Origin of the sequence: Pantoea sp. PNT03, from assembly GCF_014852515.1 — a bacterium.
Taxonomy (GTDB): domain Bacteria; phylum Pseudomonadota; class Gammaproteobacteria; order Enterobacterales; family Enterobacteriaceae; genus Pantoea; species Pantoea leporis.
This window is the reverse complement of record NZ_JACVBT010000001.1, coordinates 1,380,964-1,394,152: the sequence shown is the minus strand read 5'-3', so window position 1 is coordinate 1,394,152 and position 13,189 is coordinate 1,380,964. Positions and strand designations below refer to the sequence as shown.

13 protein-coding genes are annotated in these 13,189 nt (G+C 53.8%); 6 read left to right on the top strand and 7 right to left on the bottom strand.

Going from position 1 to position 13,189, the window contains the following annotated elements; all coding sequences use genetic code 11:
- Position 1: 1 nt before the first annotated feature.
- Positions 2 to 1,345: an amidase gene (locus tag IB226_RS06525; protein ID WP_192234176.1), complete on the bottom strand. Its 1,344-nt coding sequence runs from the start codon at positions 1,343 to 1,345 to the stop codon at positions 2 to 4.
- A gap of 8 nt (positions 1,346 to 1,353) precedes the next feature.
- Positions 1,354 to 2,034, bottom strand: a complete 681-nt coding sequence (locus IB226_RS06520; protein ID WP_192234174.1) for a DUF2848 domain-containing protein — start codon at positions 2,032 to 2,034, stop codon at positions 1,354 to 1,356.
- Positions 2,035 to 2,149: 115 nt separating this feature from the next.
- On the opposite strand from IB226_RS06520, the gene IB226_RS06515 reads away from it, so the two are divergent.
- Positions 2,150 to 2,824: a GntR family transcriptional regulator gene (locus tag IB226_RS06515; protein WP_137385984.1), complete on the top strand. Its 675-nt coding sequence runs from the start codon at positions 2,150 to 2,152 to the stop codon at positions 2,822 to 2,824.
- Here the strand turns inward: IB226_RS06515 and IB226_RS06510 are convergent.
- Positions 2,821 to 3,207, bottom strand: a complete 387-nt coding sequence (locus tag IB226_RS06510; RefSeq protein WP_167391207.1) for a cupin domain-containing protein — start codon at positions 3,205 to 3,207, stop codon at positions 2,821 to 2,823. The two genes, IB226_RS06515 and IB226_RS06510, sit on opposite strands and share 4 nt — an antisense overlap.
- Before the next feature lie 215 nt (positions 3,208 to 3,422).
- Between IB226_RS06510 and IB226_RS06505 the strand changes: the two genes are divergently transcribed.
- Genes IB226_RS06505 through IB226_RS06495 form a run of 3 tightly spaced genes read left to right on the top strand, consistent with a single transcriptional unit; the run spans position 3,423 to position 6,789 of the window.
- On the top strand, positions 3,423 to 4,661 hold the full coding sequence (locus tag IB226_RS06505; RefSeq protein ID WP_192234172.1) for an MFS transporter: 1,239 nt from the start codon (positions 3,423 to 3,425) through the stop codon (positions 4,659 to 4,661).
- Between the two features lie 16 nt (positions 4,662 to 4,677).
- On the top strand, positions 4,678 to 5,751 hold the full coding sequence (locus IB226_RS06500) for a sugar phosphate isomerase/epimerase (RefSeq protein WP_192234170.1): 1,074 nt from the start codon (positions 4,678 to 4,680) through the stop codon (positions 5,749 to 5,751).
- A 57-nt stretch (positions 5,752 to 5,808) separates the two neighbouring features.
- On the top strand, positions 5,809 to 6,789 hold the full coding sequence (locus IB226_RS06495) for a LacI family DNA-binding transcriptional regulator (RefSeq protein ID WP_101764101.1): 981 nt from the start codon (positions 5,809 to 5,811) through the stop codon (positions 6,787 to 6,789).
- A 76-nt stretch (positions 6,790 to 6,865) separates the two neighbouring features.
- On the opposite strand, the gene IB226_RS06490 is transcribed toward IB226_RS06495, so the two are convergent.
- Both IB226_RS06490 and IB226_RS06485 read right to left on the bottom strand, forming a co-directional pair.
- Positions 6,866 to 7,798 (bottom strand): ribokinase, encoded by a 933-nt coding sequence (locus IB226_RS06490; RefSeq protein ID WP_192234527.1) that lies wholly within the window; start codon positions 7,796 to 7,798, stop codon positions 6,866 to 6,868.
- 11 nt (positions 7,799 to 7,809) lie between these two features.
- On the bottom strand, positions 7,810 to 8,691 hold the full coding sequence (locus IB226_RS06485; protein ID WP_110866353.1) for an SIS domain-containing protein: 882 nt from the start codon (positions 8,689 to 8,691) through the stop codon (positions 7,810 to 7,812).
- A 323-nt stretch (positions 8,692 to 9,014) separates the two neighbouring features.
- Here IB226_RS06485 and IB226_RS06480 point away from each other — a divergent pair, with 323 nt between their 5' ends.
- Both IB226_RS06480 and IB226_RS06475 read left to right on the top strand, forming a co-directional pair.
- Positions 9,015 to 9,968 carry a sugar phosphate isomerase/epimerase gene (locus tag IB226_RS06480; RefSeq protein ID WP_192234168.1) on the top strand — a complete coding sequence of 318 codons (954 nt, stop codon included), beginning with the start codon at positions 9,015 to 9,017 and terminating at the stop codon, positions 9,966 to 9,968.
- Between the two features lie 62 nt (positions 9,969 to 10,030).
- The gene (locus tag IB226_RS06475; protein ID WP_192234166.1) at positions 10,031 to 11,266 is read left to right on the top strand and encodes an MFS transporter; all 1,236 of its coding nucleotides are present in this window, start codon (positions 10,031 to 10,033) and stop codon (positions 11,264 to 11,266) included.
- 69 nt (positions 11,267 to 11,335) lie between these two features.
- Here IB226_RS06475 and ychF read toward each other — a convergent pair whose 3' ends face one another.
- Together ychF and pth are read right to left on the bottom strand one after the other, a co-directional pair.
- On the bottom strand, positions 11,336 to 12,427 hold the full coding sequence (gene ychF / locus IB226_RS06470; RefSeq protein ID WP_008107633.1) for a redox-regulated ATPase YchF: 1,092 nt from the start codon (positions 12,425 to 12,427) through the stop codon (positions 11,336 to 11,338).
- Positions 12,428 to 12,538: 111 nt separating this feature from the next.
- The gene (pth, locus tag IB226_RS06465; RefSeq protein ID WP_008107639.1) at positions 12,539 to 13,126 is read right to left on the bottom strand and encodes an aminoacyl-tRNA hydrolase; all 588 of its coding nucleotides are present in this window, start codon (positions 13,124 to 13,126) and stop codon (positions 12,539 to 12,541) included.
- Between the last annotated feature and the right edge of the window lie 63 nt (positions 13,127 to 13,189).

Sequence of the window (13,189 nt, the reverse complement as noted above, 5' to 3'; positions counted from 1 at the left end):
ATCAGCTACTCCGTTTCAGGGTGGTTTCAATCGCGGCAGCCCAGCTGAGTAACGCAGCATCGTTGCCATGGGTGGAAGAGAGCATCAGGCCAACCGGCGCAGCGCCGGGCTGATGACAAGGCAGAGAAATCGAACAGCCATCCAGCATGTTGATCACGCTGGTATTGCGCAGCATCAGCAGATTGACCTGCATATAACGCGCGGGATCGTCGAGCTCAGTCAGCGTCGGCGCGATCAACGGCACCGTCGGCATCAGGATGCCGTCGAAAGGCGCAACCGCCTGCTCGACGCGCTGTTTCCAGTCGGCGCGCAGTTGGTAAAGTTCGGCGGCATCCTCTTTGTTCAGTAAGCTGCCGCGATTAATGCGCGTCAGAACCTGCGGATCGTAGGCTTCTGGCTGGGATTGGGCGTAATGCTGATGCCATTGCCAGGCTTCCCACGCGGTAATGCCGCCACGCGCGTTAATGGAGTCCAGTTCTGCCAGCTCTTGCAGCGGCACCTCGGTGATTTTCACGCCCTGCGCGCGCAGCACATCAAGCGCATGCAGCCAGGCGGCGCTGACGTGTTCGTCAAGGCTAGCCAGCACGCGCGTCTGCGGGATAACGAAATGCGCGTCCGATAGAGTGCGTTCATCCAGCGTGAGCGGCCGATCGGCAATCACGCTATCGAGCAACCAGCAGCTGCGCACGTCGTGAGCGATCACACCGATGCTGTCGAGCGATGCCGCCAGCGGCAGCGTTCCGCGTTGATCGATGCGGCTGGCGCTCGGTTTAAAACCGGTTAAGCCGCACAGCGCCGCCGGAATGCGCACCGAACCGCCGGTATCGGTGCCAACCGCCGCCAGACACATGCCGTCGCTCACCGCCACCGCTGCACCGGAAGAGGAACCGCCCGGAATGCGCTGCTGCGCGCGCTGCCACGGATTGGCGGGTGTGCCGTAATGCGGATTGACGCCGAGGCCGGTGAAGGCGAACTCGCTCATATTGGTTTTGCCAACGATGGCGGCACCGGCCTGCTGCAGCCGATCCACCATGCTGGCGTTCGCCGTGGCTGGGCTGGTGTTGCTGAGCAAGCGGGAACCTGCGGTAGTGACTTCTCCGGCGACATCAAACAGATCTTTGATGCTGATGGGCAGACCATCAATCGCGCTGCGTGGCTGTTGCTGCTGCCAGCGCGCGCCGGCTTGTGCGGCCTGCTGCTGCGCAGCAGCGGTATATACCTTGGTGTAGACGCGTTTGCCTTCTCCGCTTTCCGCTGCAATGGCACTCAGTGCATCCTGGGTCGAGGTTTCAGGGCTGATTTGCCCGGCGAGCAGCTGCTGGCTCGCTTGCCATAACGTTGTCATAGAGAACCTCAGGCGATAACCGGCAGCGAGCCAGTGATGTAGGTGTGTTCCAGCGTGCGGTTCAGCACCGGATCGTGCAGCGCCATACGGAATTTACTGGCAGGGCGAATCCCGCCGATGGCGCTGAGCGTGCCGCACGACATGGCGAAACCTTCCTCAACCTGGCCCGCGGCAAAATAGCGGCTTAGCAGATCAAGTGGCGTCAGCAGCGAGGAGAGGGCGCCTTGCTGATAAGTCACCCAATCACCGTTGACGTTGATCCAGGCGCGCAGCTCCAGCTGATCCCAGTGCGCTTTGACGTCCGCCATGCGCCACGCGTGACCGGCCACCGGTTTGATGCACGCCTGTTTCGATAGCGCTACGCTGAACGTTTCCAGATGACGATCGGTATGATCAGAAATCAGCGAAACCCAATATTCGCCGCGATGGAAAAACACAAAGGGTTCAGCTTCACCGGACGTCTGATCGCCGACCACCTCCAGCTGCGTTTCCTGAGTTAATTGATTGGTTGCGACGCGATAAAACAGCGGCACTGCACCAGGAGCGGGCACGCCCAGCGCTTCCAGCTCCCTGATATGGTGCAGCACCGCTTCCTGATCGCGTCCTACCCAGCCCGCGATAACAAGTTGATTAATCTCAACATCCAGCACTGCCGCATCGGCGTAATCTGTTGTAAACCGTAATTGCATGGGATCGATCTCCAGGTGAGAAATGCGTGTGAAATTTCACTGTGATTTCAATCTAGCCATTTTCATGCCAGGTTTTTGTGTAATATGTCTCAGTTACCTAATAAGGATTTGCGTGATGAGTAATGTGATGGCTGAAAATGTGAGCTCGCCGACGACCCCGAAGAGCATTTCGCTTAACGAGCGCGCCTATCTGGCGTTCAAGCACCGGCTGATCACGCTGCGCTACAAACCGGGCGACTATCTCAATATCGCGCAGGTGATGGATGATCTTGAGATGGGCAGAACGCCGGTGAATCAGGCGGTGCATCGACTGGAGACGGAAGGGCTGTTGCAGATTATCCCGCGCAAGGGCGTGATGGTGTCGCCGCTGTCAATTGATGATGCGCTGGAGTTAATTGAGGTGCGTCTGGTGAATGAGGCGCTGTGCTTGCGGCTGGCTTCGCAGCGGGTCAATGCGGCGCAGATCGTCTATCTGCGGGAGATGAATCAGCGCATTGCCAATGCCAGCGCCTCACGCGATCGCGAACAGATGATGCTGCTGGATCGCGAATTTCATCAGGTTCTGGCGGACATCGCCGCCAACGGTCGGCTGGCCGATATTCTCAGCATTATCCACGCGCAGGCGCAGCGCTTCTGGGCCACCACGCTTTCCAGCGCTGCGCACATGAACGAAGTCATCGCCGAACACGAAGCGATCATTGCGGCGCTGGAGCAGGGAAATGCCGAGCTAGCGGAAGAGGCGGCGCGGGTGCATATCTATTCGTTTAAACAGGCGCTGCTGAATAATTAATATTCGGCTTCTTCACCCGGCAGCGGAATAGAGAGTTCCATGCCCTCAACCCCGGCGTAGAAAATAATCAGCTCGGCACGCTGATCCGTGGTGAAACCACGATGGGCAATGTCGATGGATTCATTAAAGGCTTCGCCAGCGTTAAACGTTTTAGTCTCGCCGCTGGCTTTGTCTTCGATAGTCAGCGATCCCGATAAAATATACGCGGTATTCGGCATCGGATGCGTATGCCACGGCAGCTCGGAATGGGCAGGAATGGTCATCTTCATCACCGTGATCTCGGGCTTACCGGCTGGATAGTGTTCAATATGCTGGCCATTCCAGGCTTGCCCGCTTTGCAGTAGCGTTTCTGCACTGTTTTCATGTTCGTTATCGGCGCTCATCCCATTCCCCTGAATCGTCATTAACAATCTCTCCCGCACAGGATAGTGCAAATCAGCAAGGCTGCGCGTGCAATCACTGTCAGCCTAAGCCGCTCGGTGATGCTCGGGTCACTTGTAAAAGAATTGTGATCGGTCACCAGGAACTGCTCAAAGTAATCGATTACTTTGTTTCTCTCTGTGGAATGTAATCGATTTCTTTTTGGCGCGAGGTCAGCATGGTTTCGACAACTACAGGTTCTGAGATTGCGGTGAGACAGCAGCGTCTGCTGATTCCCCGCTTGTCATTGATGATGTTCATGCAGTTTTTCATTTGGGGAAGCTGGTCCGTAACGCTCGGGCTGGTGATGACGCAGCACAACATGTCATTGCTGATTGGTGATGCTTTCTCAGCAGGGCCGATCGCCTCAATTCTGTCGCCTTTTGTGCTGGGCATGTTGGTTGACCGCTTCTTCCCTTCACAGAAAGTCATGGCGGTGATGAACCTGGCGGGCGCGGTGATTTTATGGTTTGTCCCGGGCGCGCTGGTGGCCGAAAACGGCGCGCTGCTGATTGGCTTGCTGTTTGGCTATACGTTGTGTTTTATGCCGACGCTGGCGCTCTCTAACAACATTGCCTTTCACAGCCTGGCCAGCAGTGACAAAAGTTTTCCGGTGGTGCGGGTGTTCGGCACCATTGGCTGGATTGTGGCGGGCATCTTTATTGGTGTTACCGGCATCGCCTCCAGTACCGCGATTTTCACCCTGGCCGCAATCTGCTCGGTGGCATTGGCGATTTACAGTCTGACGCTGCCGCATACGCCTGCACCGGCGAAAGGCATGCCACTAAAAGTGCGCGATCTGTTCTGTGCGGATGCCTTTGCGCTGCTGAAAATCCGTCACTTCTTCGTCTTTGCTCTCTGCGCCACCTTGATCTCCATCCCGCTCGGCACCTATTACGCCTACACCGCGTCCTGGCTGGCGGATGCGGGCGTGAGTAACGTCAGTACCGCGATGTCATTTGGCCAGATGTCGGAAATCTTCTTTATGCTGGTGATCCCGCTGCTGTTCCGCCGCCTTGGCGTCAAATACATGTTGCTGGTCGGCATGGTGGCGTGGTTTGTGCGCTATGCGCTGTTTGCCTTGGGCATGAACGATGAAAGCCGCGCACTGATCTACATGGGCATTCTGCTGCACGGTGTCTGTTACGACTTCTTTTTTGTGGTGGGCTTTATTTACACCGACCGCATCGCCGGCGAGAAAGTGAAAGGGCAGGCGCAGAGCATGGTGGTGATGTTCACCTACGGTATTGGCATGCTGCTGGGCTCGCAGATCTCGGGCGCGCTGTATAACCGCCTGATTGCCGGACAGGGCACGGCGCAAAACTGGGCAACATTTTGGTGGATCCCCGCAATTGCCGCAGCGGCGATCGCCGTTCTTTTCCTCTTCACCTTTAAATACCGGGATGAAGCGGTTTGATTGACGGGAGGTGTAGGTGAAAACGTTAAAAGGACCGGGAATTTTTCTCGCGCAGTTTATTGGGCAGCAGCCACCGTTTAATTCGCTGGCAGGGCTGGCGCAATGGGCCTCTGCGCTCGGTTACAAGGCGCTGCAGATGCCCTGTAATCATCCGATAATTTTTGATCTGCCGCGCGCCGCAACCAGTCAAACCTATTGCGATGAAGTGACAGGTTTGCTGGCCAACTACGGCTTGCAGATCAGTGAATTATCGACGCACCTGGAAGGCCAGCTGATTGCCGTCCATCCGGCGCACGATCGCGCCTTCGACGGCTTTGCACCCGCCGCTTTGCGTGGCGACAAAGAAAAGCGCACCGCGTGGGCGATTCAGACGGTGAAGCTGGCAGCGGCCGCGTCAGCCAACCTGGGATTGCAGGCCCACGCGACGTTCTCCGGTTCGCTGGCCTGGCCGTATCTCTATCCGTGGCCGCCACACAATCCTCAGCTATTGAGTGAAGCTTTCTCAGAGCTAGCGCGGCGCTGGCTGCCGGTGCTGGACGAGTTTGAGCGCTACGGCATTGATGTCTGCTACGAGATCCATCCCGGTGAGGATTTGCATGATGGCGTGACGTTTGAACGCTTCCTGGCGTTAGTGAACAATCATGCGCGCTGCAACATCTTGTTCGATCCCAGCCACTTGCACTTGCAGCATATCGATTATCTGCAGTTCATCGATATCTACCATCAGCGCATTAAGGCCTTTCACGTTAAAGATGCCGAATATCTGCCGAACGGACGCAGCGGCGTGTATGGCGGTTATCAGCGCTGGATAGATCGTGCTGGTCGCTTCCGCTCACCCGGTGACGGACAGATCGATTTCCCGGCCATTTTCAGCAAGCTGGCGCAATACGATTATGCCGGTTGGGCGGTGCTGGAGTGGGAGTGTTGCCTGAAAGAGGCGGAAACCGGCGCGCGCGAGGGCGCCGACTTCATTCGTCGCCACATCATTCCGGTGGCCGAACGGGCATTCGATGACTTTGCCGCACAACCGCAGCAGGCGGCCAGCATCCGCGCCCAGTTAGGGTTAAATGCGGCAAAGTCGCATGATTAAGGCGGGCGCGAAATTATGCTAGCCTCCGTAGTATCTGACTGAGCAAGAGTTGCAAGCATGTCCATCCAAAAAATCGCCCGCTTAGCGGGCGTTTCTGTGGCAACAGTTTCACGGGTACTGAATAACAGCGATACGGTAAAAGCGCTGAATCGTGAGAAAGTCCTGCACGCTATTAAAGCGAGTAATTACCAGCCAAATTTATTAGCGCGTCAGTTGCGAACTGCACGTAGCTCAATGATTCTCGTGATGGTGTCGGATATCTCCAATCCCTTTTGTGCCGAGTTGGTAAAAGGCATTGAGGAGCAGGCGGAGAAAAACAGTTATCGCATTCTGTTGTGCAATTCTGGCTCAGACATCGAGCGCTCCCGCTCCAGTTTGCAATTGCTGGCCGGGAAAATGGTGGATGGCATTATCACCATGGATGCGTTCAGTAAGTTGCCAGAACTGGCGCAGCTGATTGGCGAAACGCCGTGGGTGCAATGCGCGGAATACGCCGATGCCGGTGATGTTTCCTGCGTGGGCATTGATGATGTGCAGGCATCAAAGCACGTCGTGGCGTTTCTGGCGGGCAGGGGACGACAGCGTATTGCCTTAATCAACCACGATCTCAGCTATAAATATGCGCAGCTGCGGCAGGCGGGTTATCAGCAGCAACTTATCCATGAAGCACGCAGCTGGCAGGCCATCACGTACGCCACCGAGCTGAGTTTTAATGCAGGTAAAAAGGCGATGGAAGCCTTGCTGAGAGCGCCCGAGCGTCCAGATGCCGTGTTTGCCGTGTCGGATACCTTAGCGGCGGGCGCGCTGTCAGCCATTCATGCCGCCGGGCTGCGCGTGCCGCAGGATATAGCGGTGACGGGGTTTGATGGATCCGACCTCGCCGAAATGGTCACGCCGCCGCTGAGCACGCTGGCGCAGCCGTCGCGCGCTATGGGACGCAAGGCGTTTACCTTGCTGCTGAATAAGATCGATCAACCTGATTCGCCGGCTCAACGCATTATGATGGACTGGCACTTTGTGGTGCGCGCCAGTACTTAATCGGCGTTTACGAACGCTGCGAAGTTGATGGTTTGATGATGTTAAGGTGACGCTTAGAGCTTCAGGTCCGTATTTTTCAACCAAACAGGCGCTGGCGGTTTTGCGTCAGCGCGTGCGCCACATCAGGCAGCATCGGGAAAGAACTCTGACCGCCATATTTCTGGATTGAGCAGGAACTGATTTCAGCCGCGAAAGGAATCGCTTCTTCCAAAGCGATGTTGTTCACCAGGCAATAGGCGATGCCGCCAATAAAGGAATCCCCTGCGCCGGTGGTATCCACCACATCCGGGCAGAACACGGCGGGATAATGTCTGGCAGCTGCATCACCGGATAACACCGCGCCTTTCTCGCCCAGCGTGATAATCACCCGGCCATTCACCTTCTGCTGTAGCGCTGCCGCACAGGCCATCGCCTCTTTAACCGACGTGACAGCGGTTTTACTCATAAAGCTGGCTTCGGTCTCATTCACCACCAGTAAATCGACCTGACTCAGCGTCTGCGGAGAGATTTCGCGCGCCGGCGCGTTGTTGAGCAAAATCTGGCAATCATGACGGCGTGCCACGCTGATGGCTCGTTCAACCACACGATCGGGAATTTCCGACTGCAGGATTAATAGAGGCCGATCGCTAAATAATCCATCGTGAATATCGGGTTCGCTAATCAGGTAGTTTGCGCCCTTAATAATGGTGCTGCAATAATCGCCGGATTCCAGAATCTGCACGATGCCAATGCCGGAGGTTTTTCCGCGCTGGCTAATGTTATCTACCGATACGCCGTTTTCATTCAGTGATTTTATGAGTTCGCTGCCATAAATATCATTGCCCACACAGCCCACCATGTTGACGTTCAGTCCCAGCTTAGCGCACTGAACCGCCTGGTTTGCACCTTTACCGCCCGGCATCAACATTAATTCGTTGCCGGTAAACGTCTCCCCAATTTCCGGCAGGCGATCCTGCTGGACAAGAATGTCGTAGTTAAGACTGCCAATAACAACAATATTATGTTTCATCATTTCGGCCCTTAATTGGCGGTGCGCTTGGACGCAACCGCATTTCTGGTGTTGTGTAAACTGGTCTGACTTTTTTCGCTGGTCTTGCTGGCGATAAGGGTAAAGATGGCATCCAGAATATTCAGATGCACAATGCGCGTGGTGGCGTTCTCTCCGGTAATCGGATTGTTTTTAACCGACGAGATAATCGAGTGCCGGGCAATTAAACTCAGTGGGCTGTTGGGATAATTGGTCAGGCAGATGGTTTCTGCGCCGTTCTCATTCGCCGCTTTTACCATCTGAATAATGTCCGTGGTTTGGCCGGAGTGAGAAATCGCCAGCAGGATATCGCCGGGTTGCATCAATGAGGCGGTCATCAGCTGCTTGTGGCTGTCACTAAACACCGACGAGAAGATGCCGATCTTCAGCAGCTTATGATTGAAGTCATCACAGATAGAACCTGAGCCACCGCACCCGGCAATAACTATGCGTGCGCTTTCTGGTTTATTAATAAACAGATACGCCACTGCTTTTATCACGGCACTGTTAATCACGCTCAGGGAATCCTGCAGTGCCAGCACCGAATTTAAAAAGGTGCTTTCAATCACCTGCTCGACATATTTTTCTGAATCGGGGATTACCGGAATATCGATGATATCTTCCTGCGTGCTGACTTGCCGGGAAATATTGATTTTCAGATCGTGAAAACCGGTAAAGCCGAGTTTCTTCGATACTTTAGTAATGCTCGATACGCTAACATTCAGATAATTCGCAATATCAGTGATGCACATTTTAGATAATGACTGTGGATTGTCGTCAATAAAACGTGCAATTGAACGTTCCTTTTTTCCCAGCTCAGGCGCAAGGGTGCGAGCCAGCAGGAATATCTCATTGCCTTTAAGTCGATTATGCATTTTGCGCGCTCATTAAAAATGTTGTCGCTAAGCTAGCATGGCAGTTAGGGGAAAAGTGTTAACTGGATCACACGTTGTAAAACGTTTTACTGATGCATTTTACTGGCAGTAAAACAAAACTATCCTTATTGCGATTGTAATTTCATTAACAGTAAAATAGCTATTTAAGCTATTGTATTACAATGATTTTACTCGCAGTAAAATTTTTACTATTATAAATCTACCGTTTATTTTATTAGCGGTAGTATTTAGCTGATCGCATTTACCTGATGAATATTCTCATTTATAAGAACATGGAAATCCCATTAAAGGTAATTTAAAAAATGAAATTCTCATCACGTATAAATTCATTTCGCTCCAGAGCCGATCTGTTTGCGGCAAAGAACAATATGGATACTTGCGATCTTATTACGCGTATGGGTAGCGTTGCGGGCTTAACGCATATCGAGCTGAATTATCCGGAACACTTTATTGGTCAGGATAAAGCGCTGATTAAACAGACCATCGCTGATAACAATTTGCAGGTGGGCGGCATCGCTCTGCGTTATAACAAAGAGTTCATCGAGGGTGAATTCACCAATCCTGATGCCGCACTGCGTAAAAAAGCGATCGAAATTACCCTCGAAGCCGCAGAGATGTGCAAATACCTCGGCGGCAATACCGTCACGCTGTGGTTTGGCTATGATGGTTACGATTATCCATTTCAGCAGGATTATTTCCGCGCCTATGAGTGGCTGGTCAGCGCACTGCAGACCGTGACCCAGGCACACGCGGATATGCAATTCAGCTTTGAATATAAGCCGTATGAACCACGCACCTTCTCCTTTATTGGTGATGTCTCTTCAACGCTGATGCTGATTGATGATGTAGGCTCCGACAATCTTGGTATTACCCTCGATTTCTGTCACATGATCATGAAGAAAGAGAATCCCGCTTTCTCACTGTTCCAGTCGGCACGCAAAAACCGTCTGGTGGGCTTCCACCTGAATGATGGTTATGGCCATTTTGATGATGGATTGATGCTGGGTTCCGTGCACCTGATGCAGACGCTGGAATACATCTATTACGCAAAACGCGTTAACTTCAGCGGCCTGATCTATTTCGATACCTTCCCAAGCCGTGAAGATCCGGTTGCCGAATGCGCGCAAAACATTCGCATGTATAAAGCGCTCTCCAGCTTTATTGATCGTATGAGCATTGATGAAATCGATCAGCTGATTAAAAGCCAGGATGCGCTGAAAGTGCAGGGCATGCTGATGAAAATCATCGCTGAATAAAAACAAAATCAAAACTTACCTCTATTAACTACCACCAGTCAGTGTCTGACACGGGGGAAACTATGTTCGACAAAATAGGTTTGCCTAAAAACTTGCTTTGGGGCTATATCGGCCTCGCGATATTCATGATCGGCGATGGTGTAGAACAAGCGTGGATTGCCATCTGGCTGGTGGATAAAGGGCTGTCTGTCGCGCAAGCCTCTTATCTGATCACCGCATACGGTGTCACCGTGACGCTGGCGGCCTGGGTGACCGGCGTACTGGTGCAAACCCTCGGCCCGCGCAAAGTGATGCTGTATGGGTTGATCACCTTTGTTATCGGCAGTATCGGGTTTATCGGCGTTGGCCTCAAGACCATGCACATGGCCTGGATGCTGCCGTTTTATGCCATTCGCGGCATCGGTTATCCACTGTTTGCCTACTCGTTTCTCATCTGGATTAACTACAGCACGCCGGTGGAGCGCCGTTCTACCGCAGTGGGTTGGTTCTGGTTTACCTTCTCGCTGGGTTTGAGCGTCATCGGTCCGTTCTTCTCCTCGCTGGCATTGCCGGTGATGGGCGAAATTCATGTGCTGTGGGTCGGCATGGTATTTGTGGTCGTCGGCTCCGTGTTAGGCATTTGGGTGAACCGCGACGTGGTACCGGCATCTGAAATTCATCCTTTCAGCGCGGCGGAGTTAATTAAAGGCATCACCATTCTGCAGCATCCGGTGATTGCGATGGGATTGGTGGTGAAATCGGTCAACGGCATCGCCCAATATGGCCTGGCGACCTTCCTGCCGCTCTATCTGATCAGTTTCGGCTACAGTAAAACCGAATGGCTGCATATGTGGTCGGCGGTGTTCCTGGTGGCGATTTTCGCCAACTTGTTCTTTGGTTTCTTTGGCGATAAGTTTGGCTGGCGTACCACCATCATGTGGGTCGGTGGCTTTGGCTATGCCGCGGTGCTGATTTTGGTCTGGGCCGTGCCGCAGCTGCTGGGCCATAACTTCTATGTGATGGCATTGGTGCTGTGCCTGTGCGGTATTACCATGGCCGGTTATGTGCCGCTGTCGGCGCTGTTCCCGTTGCTGGCCCCGGACAGCAAGGGCGCGGCCATGTCGGTGCTGAATCTGGGCGCAGGTTTGGGCGCATTTATCGCACCTGCCATCACCGCGCTGTTCTACTCATCGCTGGGTGCGGGCGGGGTGCTGGGAATTTATGCCGGGCTTTATGTTCTGAGCGGTGTATTGACGCCATTCCTGAAAACGCCTGAAGAGCTGGATGCGCGAGTGGCGATGACGGACAAAGCGGCCTGAAAGACGTGAGATTTTCGTTATAAAAAAAAGCCCAGTTAATTAACTGGGCTTTTTATTGCGATTAAGAGATTAGACGTTGAACAAGAAGTTCATCACATCGCCATCTTTTACAATGTACTCTTTACCTTCTGAGCGCATTTTACCGGCTTCTTTCGCACCTTGTTCGCCTTTGAAGGCAACGAAATCTTCAAACGCGATGGTCTGAGCGCGGATAAAGCCTTTCTCGAAGTCAGTGTGGATTTTACCCGCCGCCTGTGGCGCGGTGGCGCCAACAGGAATGGTCCATGCACGCACTTCTTTCACGCCTGCGGTGAAGTAGGTTTGCAGGTTGAGCAGCGCATAACCGGCGCGGATCACGCGGTTCAGGCCCGGCTCTTCCAGACCCAGTTCAGCCATGAACTCGTCGCGTTCGTCATCTTCCAGCTCAGCGATATCAGACTCAACGGCAGCACACACTGGCACCACCACCGAACCTTCGGCTTCGGCAATCGCACGCACCTGATCGAGGTACGGATTGTTTTCGAAACCGTCTTCGTTGACGTTAGCGATGTACATGGTTGGCTTCAGCGTCAGGAAGCTGAGGTAGCGGATGGCCGCTTTCTCGTCAGCATCCAGATTCAGTGCGCGCAGCATGCCCGCTTCTGACAGATGTGGCAGGCACTTCTCCAGCGCAGCCAGCTCGGCTTTCGCATCTTTGTCGCCGCCTTTGGCTTTCTTCTGGCAACGCTGAATCGCACGTTCGCAGGTGTCGAGATCCGACAGCGCCAGCTCGGTGTTGATGACGTCAATATCTTCCGCCGGGTTAACTTTACCGGCAACGTGGATGATGTTGTCGTTTTCAAAGCAGCGCACCACGTGACCGATGGCTTCGGTTTCACGGATGTTAGTCAGGAACTGGTTGCCCAGGCCTTCACCTTTGGACGCGCCTTTCACCAGACCGGCGATATCGACGAATTCCATGGTGGTGGGCACGACGCGCTGTGGCTTAACAATCTCGCTCAGCTGATCGAGGCGCAGATCGGGCATTGGCACCACACCGGTGTTTGGCTCGATGGTGCAGAACGGAAAGTTGGCTGCTTCGATACCCGCTTTAGTCAGCGCGTTGAACAGGGTGGATTTACCGACGTTCGGCAGGCCCACAATACCGCATTTAAATCCCATGGTCTGATTACCTTTCTCACTGAGTGCGCAGCGCTGTTCAATAGCGCCGACAGATTCAAAAAATTTCGCGCATTATACACAGAATTGCCTTCTGCGGCGCGGGAATTGGCCTTAGCCCGCCTTGAACGCGTGCAGGCGGTTCATCGCCTTAATCTTGTCTTCTTTCAGCCACAGTTCGGTGCAGCGCACCGCTTCGTCTACGGCATCATCAATCAGCTTTTGTTCGCTGGCTGGCGGCTTACCCAGCACGAAACCGGTCACTTTATTGCGGTCGCCAGGATGACCAATACCCACGCGTAAACGGTGAAAATTATTGTTGTTGCCCAGCTTGCTGATGATGTCTTTCAGGCCGTTATGGCCGCCGTGGCCACCACCTTGCTTGAATTTCGCCACGCCCGGCGGTAAATCCAGCTCATCGTGCGCTACCAAAATCTCTTCTGGCGCAATGCGATAAAAGGTCGCCATCGCCGCCACCGCTTTGCCGCTGAGATTCATAAAAGTGGTGGGCACCAGCAGGCGCACATCTTCTCCCGCCAGCGACAGGCGCGCGGTGTAGCCATAAAATTTTGGCTCGTCTTTTAACGACTGATTGTTGCGGCTCGCCAGTAAATCGACATACCAGGCGCCAGCGTTATGGCGGGTTGCGGCGTATTCAGCGCCGGGATTGGCCAGCCCCACAATCAGTTTAATGCTGCTCACGATGTTTATCCTGTCTTGCTGCGGAAAGGGCGATAGTTTACTGCCTGGCGGCACGGATGACAA

What these genes read in the sequence shown, in the direction of transcription:
- IB226_RS06525 (WP_192234176.1), bottom strand. Translation starts at nt 1,345, where the DNA reads ATGACAACGTTATGGCAAGCGAGCCAGCAGCTGCTCGCCGGGCAAATC.
- IB226_RS06520 (WP_192234174.1), bottom strand. Translation starts at nt 2,034, where the DNA reads ATGCAATTACGGTTTACAACAGATTACGCCGATGCGGCAGTGCTGGAT.
- IB226_RS06515 (WP_137385984.1), top strand. Translation starts at nt 2,150, where the DNA reads ATGAGTAATGTGATGGCTGAAAATGTGAGCTCGCCGACGACCCCGAAG.
- IB226_RS06510 (WP_167391207.1), bottom strand. Translation starts at nt 3,207, where the DNA reads ATGAGCGCCGATAACGAACATGAAAACAGTGCAGAAACGCTACTGCAA.
- IB226_RS06505 (WP_192234172.1), top strand. Translation starts at nt 3,423, where the DNA reads ATGGTTTCGACAACTACAGGTTCTGAGATTGCGGTGAGACAGCAGCGT.
- IB226_RS06495 (WP_101764101.1), top strand. Translation starts at nt 5,809, where the DNA reads ATGTCCATCCAAAAAATCGCCCGCTTAGCGGGCGTTTCTGTGGCAACA.
- IB226_RS06490 (WP_192234527.1), bottom strand. Translation starts at nt 7,798, where the DNA reads ATGAAACATAATATTGTTGTTATTGGCAGTCTTAACTACGACATTCTT.
- IB226_RS06485 (WP_110866353.1), bottom strand. Translation starts at nt 8,691, where the DNA reads ATGCATAATCGACTTAAAGGCAATGAGATATTCCTGCTGGCTCGCACC.
- IB226_RS06480 (WP_192234168.1), top strand. Translation starts at nt 9,015, where the DNA reads ATGAAATTCTCATCACGTATAAATTCATTTCGCTCCAGAGCCGATCTG.
- IB226_RS06475 (WP_192234166.1), top strand. Translation starts at nt 10,031, where the DNA reads ATGTTCGACAAAATAGGTTTGCCTAAAAACTTGCTTTGGGGCTATATC.
- ychF (WP_008107633.1), bottom strand. Translation starts at nt 12,427, where the DNA reads ATGGGATTTAAATGCGGTATTGTGGGCCTGCCGAACGTCGGTAAATCC.